We start from the raw sequence: 9771 nt of genomic DNA on the forward strand, positions 1-9771 counted from the left end.
TTAGGAGGTAGAGATGACTACTGAAGAAAAAAATGAAAATCTACAAGAAGAAGTAGTTGAAGAGAGTTCTGAAAATGCTGAAGAGACTACAGAAGTAGTAGAAGAAAAAACAGCAGAAGAACTGCTTCAAGAAAAAATAGAAAAATTAGAAGAAGAGGTAAAAGCTTCTGAAGATAAATATTTACGACTTTATGCGGAGTTTGAAAATTTTAAACGTCGTAAAAATCAAGAAATTGAAACGAATAATATTTATAAGAGTCAAAAAGTTATCACAGAAATTTTACCAAGTTTAGATAATTTGGAAAGAGCATTACAAGTAGACAGCGATAATGAAGAAGTGAAGGCTCTTCGTAAAGGTGTAGAAATGGTCTACGAAGGAATATTAAATGTTTTGAAAACTGAAGGTGTAGAAGAAGTAGAAACTGAAAATGTTCAGTTCGATCCAAATATTCATCATGCGGTAATGCAAGGTGAAGAAAGTGATAAGGAAAGTGGAGTGATTTTAGATACTTTCCAAAAAGGATATAAATTAAAAGATAGAGTAATTCGTCCAGCAATGGTGAAAGTTAACCAGTAGGCAGACGGATTAAAGATTAAATTAAGCAATTAGAAATTTTGTTAGAATAAAATTATTTTAACAAATAGACATGAATTTTTTGAATAAATTATAGAAAACGGAGGACAAAAATATGTCAAAAATTATTGGTATCGACTTAGGTACAACTTATAGTGCAGTAGCAGTTTTAGAAGGTGGGGAAGCTAAAATTATCCCTAACCCAGAAGGTAACAGAACAACTCCTTCTGTAGTAGCGTTTAAAGGTGATGAAATTCAAGTAGGGGAAGTAGCGAAACGTCAAGCAATTACTAACCCAAATACAGTAATTTCAATCAAACGTCACATGGGTACAGATTATAAAGAAAATGTAAATGGTCGTGATTATTCTCCACAAGAAATTTCCGCTATGATTTTACAAAACTTAAAAGCAACAGCTGAGGCTTATCTTGGAGAAAAAGTTAGTAGAGCGGTAATCACAGTACCTGCATACTTCAACGATGCTCAACGTCAAGCAACAAAAGATGCTGGTAAAATCGCTGGATTAGAAGTAGAAAGAATTATTAACGAACCGACAGCAGCAGCGCTAGCTTATGGTTTAGATAAAACTGATATCGATCAAAAAGTATTAGTATTTGACCTTGGTGGTGGTACATTCGACGTATCTATCCTTGAATTAGGAGATGGTGTATTTGAAGTATTAGCTACATCAGGAGATAACCTATTAGGTGGGGATGACTTTGACCAAGCTATTATCGATTACTTAGTAGCAGAATTTAAAAAAGAACAAGGTATCGATTTATCACAAGATAAAATGGCAATGCAACGTCTTAAAGATGCAGCAGAAAAAGCTAAAAAAGATTTATCTGGTGTAACATCAACTCAAATTTCTCTACCATTTATCTCTGCAGGAGCTAATGGACCAGTTCACTTAGAAAATACTTTAACACGTGCTAAATTTGATGAATTAACTCGTAATTTAGTAGAAAAAACTTTAGTACCAACTCGTCAAGCATTGAGTGATGCTGGGCTTAACCCAAGTGAAATTGACCAAGTAATATTAGTAGGTGGATCTACTCGTATTCCAGCTGTTCAAGAAGCTATCAAAAAAGAAATGGGCAAAGAACCTCATAAAGGTGTAAACCCAGACGAAGTAGTAGCTATGGGTGCTGCTATCCAAGGAGGGGTAATCACAGGGGATGTTAAAGACGTAGTATTATTAGACGTTACACCTTTATCATTAGGTATCGAAACTATGGGATCTGTAATGACAGTATTAATCCCAAGAAATACTACTATTCCAACATCTAAATCTCAAGTATTCTCAACAGCAGCAGATAACCAACCAGCTGTTGATATCCATGTGCTTCAAGGTGAAAGACCAATGGCATCTGATAACAAAACACTAGGAAGATTCCAACTTTCAGATATACCACCAGCACCACGTGGAGTACCTCAAATCGAAGTTACATTTGATATCGATAAAAACGGTATCGTAAATGTTACTGCAAAAGATTTAGGAACACAAAAACAACAAAAAATTACTATTGAATCTAGTAGTTCATTAAGTGATGAAGATATCGATAGAATGGTTAAAGAAGCAGAAGCTAATGCTGACGCTGATGCTAAACGTAAAGAAGAAGCTGATATTCGTAACGAAGCGGATCAACTTTCATTCCAAGCTGATAAAGCAGTAGAAGAAGCAGAAGGGAAAGTAGACCAAGCTTTAATCGATACAATCAAAACAAAAAATGAAGCTCTGAAAGAAGCTATTAAAAACAACAACTTAGAAGAAATCAAAGCAGCAAAAGATGATTTAAACAAAGCTGTTCAAGAAATGACAATGAAACTTTATGAACAAGCTAATGCTGCAGCAGGAGCTCAAGGTGCAGATGCAGGAGCAACTTCATCAAAACAAGATGATGATACAATCGATGTAGATTTCACTGAGAAAAAATAATAGAATATAAAGTAAAAGAGGGGAGCTGGACTTAGGTTCGCTCCCTCATTTGAAATTATAGGAGAGGTAATAATGGCTAAAAGAGATTATTATGAAGTGCTTGGTCTTAGTAAAGGAGCAAGTGCAGCAGAAATAAAAAAAGCATATCGTAAGCTATCAAAACAGTATCATCCGGATATAAATAAAGAGGAAGGTGCTGAAGAAAAATTCAAAGAAATCACAGAAGCATATGAAGTTCTAAGTGATGACAATAAAAAAGCTCAATATGATCAATTCGGCCATGCAGCTTTCGGTAATGGAGGTCAAGGAGGCTTCGGCGGAGCAGGAGGCTTTGGAGGAGGATTCCAAGGATTCTCTGGTGGATTTGATGATTTGGGAGATATATTCTCAAGTTTCTTTGGAGGAGGCGGTGGACGTCGTAATCCTAATGCACCTCGTCAAGGGGAAGATTTACTTCATAGAATGCATATTAGTTTTGAAGAATCTGTCTTTGGTACGAAAAAAACTATTAAACTTCGCAAAGATGTAGAGTGCGATCATTGTCACGGAACAGGAGCGAAAGATAGTTCATCTGTTACTACTTGTCAAAGATGTCACGGAACTGGACAAGAAGCTGTTATTCAAGATACACCATTTGGAAGAATGCAAAGCCAAAGAACATGTTCGGAATGTCAAGGACGTGGTAAAATTATAAAAGACAAATGTGCTCATTGCTTTGGTAAAGGATATAATAACCGTGAAGTAGAGTACGAAGTAGAGATTCCAGCAGGTATCAGTTCTGGTCAACGTGTTCGCCTTCAAGGTAAAGGTGGTGCAGGAGAAAATGGGGGACCAGCAGGTGATTTATTCATCGAAGTAAGTGTACCTGAGGATTCATATTTCCACAGAGAAGATGATGATATCTACACAAAATTAACATTATCACCAGCACAAGCTGCTTTAGGAACAAAAATAGATGTTCGTACTTTAACAGGAGAGATTGAACTAACTGTTCCAGCAGGAACACAACACGGAAGAAAATTCCGCTTAGCAGGAAAAGGTGTAAAAAATGTTATGGGTTATGGTCAGGGTGATCATTACATCGTAGTATCAATCGAGATTCCTAAAAATCTTTCAACACGTGAAAGAGAACTATATATGGAACTAGCAAAATTGAAAAATGAAAAAGTAAATGAAGATGAGAGCTTTTTAGATAAAGTAAGCAGAAAAGCTAAAGATTTATTTGACTAAAATAATAAACCTTAAGTAGAAGAAAACTAACCTTTAGAGTTTAGATTATATAGATTTTTGAAGGTAGTTTAAAATACTTGAGGTTTTTTTATTTTTATTAAATTCATTTGAATTTTTTGAAAATCCCTAGTAAAATAGTATATGAAAAGCATAGTGGATTAAATTTATTGAAAAGGAGAATAAAATGTTTATTAGTGAATTTAAAACAGATCAAGAAGTTAGTATGTTCTTCTTATTAGATAATGTGGTAAGAGGTATTGCGACTAGCGGGAAACCTTATTTAACATTATATTTAAAAGATAAGACAGGAAGTATTGATGGGAAAATTTGGGAAGTAAAGGACGAAGACACTGAAAATTTAAAACCAGGGAATATGGTTTTTATAGATGGAACGGTGTTAGATTATCGTGGAAAGCTACAACTTAAGATAAAAAATTATCGTATGGCTACAGAAAATGATGAAATAGATATCCAAGATTATATTCAAACTGCACCTATTCCTAAAGAAGTTATGATAAGTGAACTTAATCAGTTTTTAAAGGAAATAGGCAATCAAAAGCTAAAAGCTGTCACGATAGAACTTTTAAATAAATATAAAAAACAGTTTGTTAGTTATCCAGCGGCGAAATCTATGCATCATGATTTTTATTCAGGCCTTATTTATCATACTACAACGATGTTAAAAGTAGCTAAGGCGTTGTTAGAGATTTATCCATCATTAAATAAAGATTTATTATACAGTGGGATAATTCTTCATGATTTAGGTAAAACTATTGAGTTAAGTGGACCTATCGGGACGTCATATACATTAGAAGGAGAATTGCTAGGTCATATAGTTATTATGAGTGACGAAGTAGCAAAAACTGCTGACAAGCTTGGTATAGATGGGGAAGAAATTATTTTACTACGTCATATTATTTTGGCGCACCATGGTAAGTATGAATTTGGTTCTCCAAAGTTACCGATGATAAAAGAAGCGGAGATTATCAATTTTATCGATAATATAGATGCTCGTATGATGATGTTTGAAAAAAATCTGACTAACGTTGAACCCGGAACATTTAGTGATAAATTATTTGGTTTAGAAGGGCGTCATTTCTATGTGCCGACTTTTGATAAAGAAGAAAATTAAAGAAGGGAAAAATAAATTGTGAATAAAAGAAAAAAATATATATTAAGTGTTATTACAATATTAGTTATAGTAGCTGCTTGCACATTTGGAATTGTTAAGTATGTGGGAATGAAAAAAAATTTAACTCTAAATAATAATGTAAATATAAATACAGATGGAAATAAATCAGATAAAGAAACAACACTGCTTGTTGAAAAATTATCAACTTTAACAAACATTGATGATTTTAATTCAGAATTAAAACTGCCACAAAAGACTGTAGACATATTGAAAAAATTTGGGCCAACGGTATATTATGCGATAGATAATAGTGAAGGTTATGATAGAATCCTTTTCCGTATAGGCGGATATTTAAATGATAATAAAATAAATGGTATTAATGAATTTATAGGATCTTATCGAGTTGATGGAGGAAAATTAAAATCAACAGGGGATGATTTAGGTGAATTGTATTATAAGTTTAATAATAACGATAAACTAAAATGGAACCAAATTAATTTTGATAATAAAGAACATGATAAGAAAGCAGCAGGAGAAATTGTTCGTAAATATTTTAATGTTAGTTTAGGTGGTGGTATGGATAATATGATAGGTGTTTTTGCATATGCATCTGATTTTACAAGACATGTTAAAACCTCAAGAGGAATAAATATTGTACCATTATCATTAGCGGAAATCACAGATATGTATAATTCAGCATCTAAAGATACTTATAATTCTGCTCAAATATATGAAAAAGTATCAACATTTAAAAATATAAAATATAAGGAAGTTGATGATAGTTACAAAGGTAATGAAGAGAAGTATAATAATAGTATCGCTAATGCAGAGTTAATTTATTTCAAAAAGGATAAGATGTATCTAGCTGCATTTGGTGGAATTGGTGGAGTAAATGCCACATCACCTAGCAACCCAGATAAATGGATTATAGAGGGAGATAAGGTTATTATTCCTTTAATAAACAATTTTAAAAATGGAAAAATAGATGGACAAATGGTTCTTCGTCTGAATAATAAAAAATATGAGGGTGGACAAAGCCGTTCTAAATATTATATTGAAAGTAGAACTGAATAAAAAGTTTAGATATTGTGTAGAAGGTTTAGTAAATAATATGTTAAAAGTAAATGATAAAATTGCCTTAGTAGTGTGTTCTAATGGCAAAAAAATAGAAGGCAGAGCACGATTAGAAAAGCTAGAAGTAGTATTAAAAGATATGAGCTTAGTTCCTGTTTTTAGTACCTATGTCTACGAAGAGAAATTCGGAAGAAGTGCTTTAGCTAAATGGCGAGCAAATGAACTTATGAAATTTTATGAAGATGATAGTATAAAAGCTATTTTCGATATTTCTGGTGGAGATTTGGCTAATGAGGTACTTGATTATTTGGATTATGAGATTATTTGTAAGAATAATAAACCATTTTTCGGATATAGTGATTTAACGACTGTTCTTAACGCCATAACTAAAAAAACTCAGCAGGCAACATATTTGTATCAAATTATGAATATACTTGATAATGTAGAAAGACGCGCTGATTTTAAAGGAACATTAATATATAATAAAAATGATTTAACTGATGTTTCTTGGCAGTTTATGCAAGGAGAAAGTGTTGAAGGAATTGTAGTTGGTGGAAATATTAGGTGTTTTTTAAAACTTGCTGGGACAGAATATTTTCCAAATCTGGATAATAAAGTTTTGTTTTTAGAAGGAATGAGTACTACGATTGAGGGGCTAATTACTCTTTTAACACAGATAAAGCAAATAGGAGTTTTTAACAAAATATCAGGATTGTTATTAGGAACATTTACCAAAATAGAACAGAATTTGCAGAACGAAGATATTTATGAGATATTAAAAGATTTTGTTCCTGAAAATATCCCTATTGCAAAAACTACTGAAGTAGGCCATAGTAAAGATTCTAAAATTCTTGTTATCGGGCAAAAAATAAAACTATAAAATTAAAAAGCTTTTAAAGAGAAGCATATCTTCCTTTGAAAGCTTTAATTTTATAGAGTTTTTAATAACAGATTTTTCGCAAAAAATCTTAAAGTTTATACCATTTAGAAATAGCTTGAGTACCGTTAGTGTTACGAACTTCTTCTTCAAGTTCATTATAAACTTCATAAGCAGTTTCTAAACCTGGTAATTTGATATTCATTTTTTCACATTCTTCTAGAGCAAGGCGCATATCTTTTATAAAGTGATGAATAAAGAATCCCGGTTTGAAATCACCTTTTAGAATACGTGGGCCATAAGAAGTCATAGAAAAACTTCCACCTGAACCAGTAGAAACAATGTTGAAGAAATCATCTAAATTAAGTCCTACTTCTTTTGCAAATTTGAAGCTTTCAGCTACTGAAATCATTGTAGTAGCAATAGCAATTTGATTTGCAAGTTTTGTATATTGCCCTTTGCCAGCTTCACCAAAATATGTGATGTTTTTCCCGAAGTTTTTCACTAGAGGTAGAACGGTTTCTTCGAAAACTTTTTTGTCACCACCTGCCATAATAGACAGCGTTCCATTTTTTGCGCCAATATCACCACCGGTAACAGGTAAGTCTAATGCAGTGGCACCAACTTTTGCGAATTCTTCGCTTATTTTTTTTGCTAATGTAGGAGAAGATGTAGTCATATCCACAAAAACTTGTCCTTCTTTTGCAGTTTTTATTAGGCCATTTTCTCCAAGATATACTTCTTCAACATCTTTAGGATATCCGACCATAGAGAAAATAACATCAGCATTAAGTGGAGCATCTTTTACTTCTTTTAGTAAGGTAGCACCACGTTTAACTAAACCGTCAGTTTTAGACACAGTTCTGTTGTAAACAAACAGTTCATGACCAGCATCTAACAAATGTCCTGCCATGCTTTCTCCCATAACACCAATACCAATCCATGCAATTTTCATAATTCGCTCCTCCGTTTATAAATTACTGTTTATTTTATTATACCATAAGCCCTGTAAGTGTTCTACTGAAATATAATAAGAAATAAAAATAAGTCATGTATCAAACGCAAACTATATAAAACGATATAACTTATGATATAATATTTGAGACAGAGAAAATTTTTAGGAGGTAGTAGTGGATAAAAGTAAACTAAAAGAATTTTTCTTGTGCACAAGACCACATAGTTATCCAGCATCAGTAGCACCGGTTCTAGTTGGAACGACATTTGCTTTAGGTTATAATGTGCAATTTTCGTATTTGAAATTTATTTTATTTTTAGTAGCATGTTTGTTAATACAAGCTGCAACAAATTTATTTAATGAGTATTATGATTATAAAAAAGGTCTGGACAAAATAGATTCTGAAGGGATTTCTGGCTCGATAGTTAAAGGACATTTAAGTAGTAGAGAAGTTATGCAAGGGGCTATATTGTTGTATTTCTTGGCTTTTGTTTTAGGAATTGTTTTAACTATGCTAACTAGTTATTATATTTTAATAATTGGGCTTATTTGTATGCTGGCTGGCTACTTTTATACTGGTGGTAGTTATCCGATAGCTTATTCGCCATTTGGTGAGATTGTTTCAGGATTTTTTATGGGTACGGTTATAATTGCTTTATCGTTTTATTTCCAGACGGAATATATTAATCTTGATATAATAATTGTCTCGCTGCCACTATTTCTAATGATAGGAGCGATACTTCTAGCAAACAATATTAGAGATTTGGAAAATGACAAAGTTTCTGGAAGAAGAACATATGCAATATTAGTAGGTAGGGAGTACGCTATTAAATCATTAGCTATAGGTATAAGCATTATGTATATATTAAATATTATTTTTGCCTTTACTAAGTTAGGTAGTTTATTTAATTTATTAGTGTTGCTTACTATCCCGTTAGCGCTTAAAATAATAAAAGGTTTTAGAAAAAATACTGACAAAAAAACGATGGCACCATTTATGGTTCTTACAGCTAAATTGACTATTTTTGTAGGATTTATTATGGCGCTTGCTAATATTTTAAAATTTATAGTGTATTAAAAAAATAACAAATAATGTCAACATTTTTTGTTGACATCTTAAGATAAAAGATATATAATAAATAATGTGTTTATGAGGTGATATTTAATGAAATGGTTAAGATCTTCGTTATTCAAAAATAATAGTGATACTTTTATTTTTGAAGAAAAAATAAATGTTAAAGTAGAACACTATGATAACTCTTTAAAAGATATTAAAGATGTTGTTGTGAGTGGAATATTAACTCGAGGTGGCCAAGATAAAATATATGTCAGCTTAAAGATTAATGGTATTTTTGAGATGATTTCTGGGAAAACACTTAAAGATGTAGTTATCCCATTTGAAATCGAAGAAAAAGAAGAATACATTGATAAATCTGTTTTTGCAGATGAAGATGCATTTGATGTTAGTCTTATGGACATGTATATTGACTTAGCACCTTTAGTAAATGAGCTTATAATTTTGAATATACCAATTACATCGTCATTAGATGATGAAGAGGCAGAACTTGTTTCTGGAAAAGATTGGGAACTCCTTTCTGAAGAGTCTTTAACTAGTGTTAAAGAAGAAACAAAAGAGTCACCATTCGCAGCTCTTAATGGTTTATTCAAAGAATAGTAAGAATTATTTAAAATAATTGGAGGAAATTAACTATGGCAGTTCCTTTTAGAAGAACATCAAAAACAGCTAAAAGAAAAAGAAGAACTCACAAAAAACTATCTGCACCATCAATCACTATCGATGCAGCAACTGGTAACTACGTAATGGGTCACCGCGTTGATAGAAAAACTGGTATGTATAAAGGTAGACAAGTTCTAGACGTTAAATAATTTAAATATTACCAAAACCTAAGGAGGTGTCCTTAGGTTTTTTTAGGCACAATAAATTTAATTATATATTTAAAAATTATAAAAAAATTTATAGCTTAATATC

10 protein-coding genes are annotated in these 9771 nt (G+C 32.0%); 9 read left to right on the forward strand and 1 reads right to left on the reverse strand.

What is annotated here, in order from left to right:
* The first annotated feature begins 13 nt into the window (after positions 1-13).
* The 6 genes from grpE (at position 14) to DQN46_RS01420 (ending at position 6829) form a co-directional block, all read left to right on the forward strand.
* Positions 14-577, forward strand: a complete 564-nt coding sequence (gene grpE, locus DQN46_RS01395; protein WP_111742739.1) for a nucleotide exchange factor GrpE — start codon at positions 14-16, stop codon at positions 575-577.
* Between the two features lie 112 nt (positions 578-689).
* A complete protein-coding gene (gene dnaK / locus DQN46_RS01400) occupies positions 690-2513 on the forward strand; it encodes a molecular chaperone DnaK (RefSeq protein WP_111742740.1) in 1824 nt (607 codons plus the stop codon).
* A 72-nt stretch (positions 2514-2585) separates the two neighbouring features.
* The gene (dnaJ, locus tag DQN46_RS01405) at positions 2586-3743 is read left to right on the forward strand and encodes a molecular chaperone DnaJ (RefSeq protein WP_111742741.1); all 1158 of its coding nucleotides are present in this window, start codon (positions 2586-2588) and stop codon (positions 3741-3743) included.
* Between the two features lie 184 nt (positions 3744-3927).
* The gene (locus DQN46_RS01410) at positions 3928-4875 is read left to right on the forward strand and encodes an HD domain-containing protein (RefSeq protein ID WP_111742742.1); all 948 of its coding nucleotides are present in this window, start codon (positions 3928-3930) and stop codon (positions 4873-4875) included.
* Between the two features lie 18 nt (positions 4876-4893).
* Positions 4894-5949: a hypothetical protein gene (locus tag DQN46_RS01415; protein WP_224207427.1), complete on the forward strand. Its 1056-nt coding sequence runs from the start codon at positions 4894-4896 to the stop codon at positions 5947-5949.
* A complete protein-coding gene (locus DQN46_RS01420) occupies positions 5930-6829 on the forward strand; it encodes a S66 family peptidase (RefSeq protein ID WP_224207428.1) in 900 nt (299 codons plus the stop codon). The genes DQN46_RS01415 and DQN46_RS01420 overlap by 20 nt, the downstream gene beginning before the upstream one ends.
* An 88-nt stretch (positions 6830-6917) precedes the next feature.
* Here DQN46_RS01420 and DQN46_RS01425 read toward each other — a convergent pair whose 3' ends face one another.
* Positions 6918-7781 carry an NAD(P)-dependent oxidoreductase gene (locus DQN46_RS01425; protein WP_004633179.1) on the reverse strand — a complete coding sequence of 288 codons (864 nt, stop codon included), beginning with the start codon at positions 7779-7781 and terminating at the stop codon, positions 6918-6920.
* Between the two features lie 175 nt (positions 7782-7956).
* Here DQN46_RS01425 and DQN46_RS01430 point away from each other — a divergent pair, with 175 nt between their 5' ends.
* The 3 genes from DQN46_RS01430 (at position 7957) to rpmF (ending at position 9668) form a co-directional block, all read left to right on the forward strand.
* Positions 7957-8859, forward strand: a complete 903-nt coding sequence (locus DQN46_RS01430; protein WP_004633178.1) for a 1,4-dihydroxy-2-naphthoate polyprenyltransferase — start codon at positions 7957-7959, stop codon at positions 8857-8859.
* Positions 8860-8946: 87 nt separating this feature from the next.
* Entirely contained in the window at positions 8947-9456 is a 510-nt protein-coding gene (locus DQN46_RS01435) for a YceD family protein (RefSeq protein WP_111742743.1), read from the forward strand.
* 35 nt (positions 9457-9491) lie between these two features.
* Positions 9492-9668 carry a 50S ribosomal protein L32 gene (gene rpmF, locus DQN46_RS01440; RefSeq protein ID WP_004633176.1) on the forward strand — a complete coding sequence of 59 codons (177 nt, stop codon included), beginning with the start codon at positions 9492-9494 and terminating at the stop codon, positions 9666-9668.
* Positions 9669-9771 lie beyond the last annotated feature (103 nt).

Origin of the sequence: Gemella morbillorum, from assembly GCF_900476045.1 — a bacterium.
In the GTDB taxonomy this organism is placed as follows: Bacteria; Bacillota; Bacilli; order Staphylococcales; family Gemellaceae; genus Gemella; species Gemella morbillorum.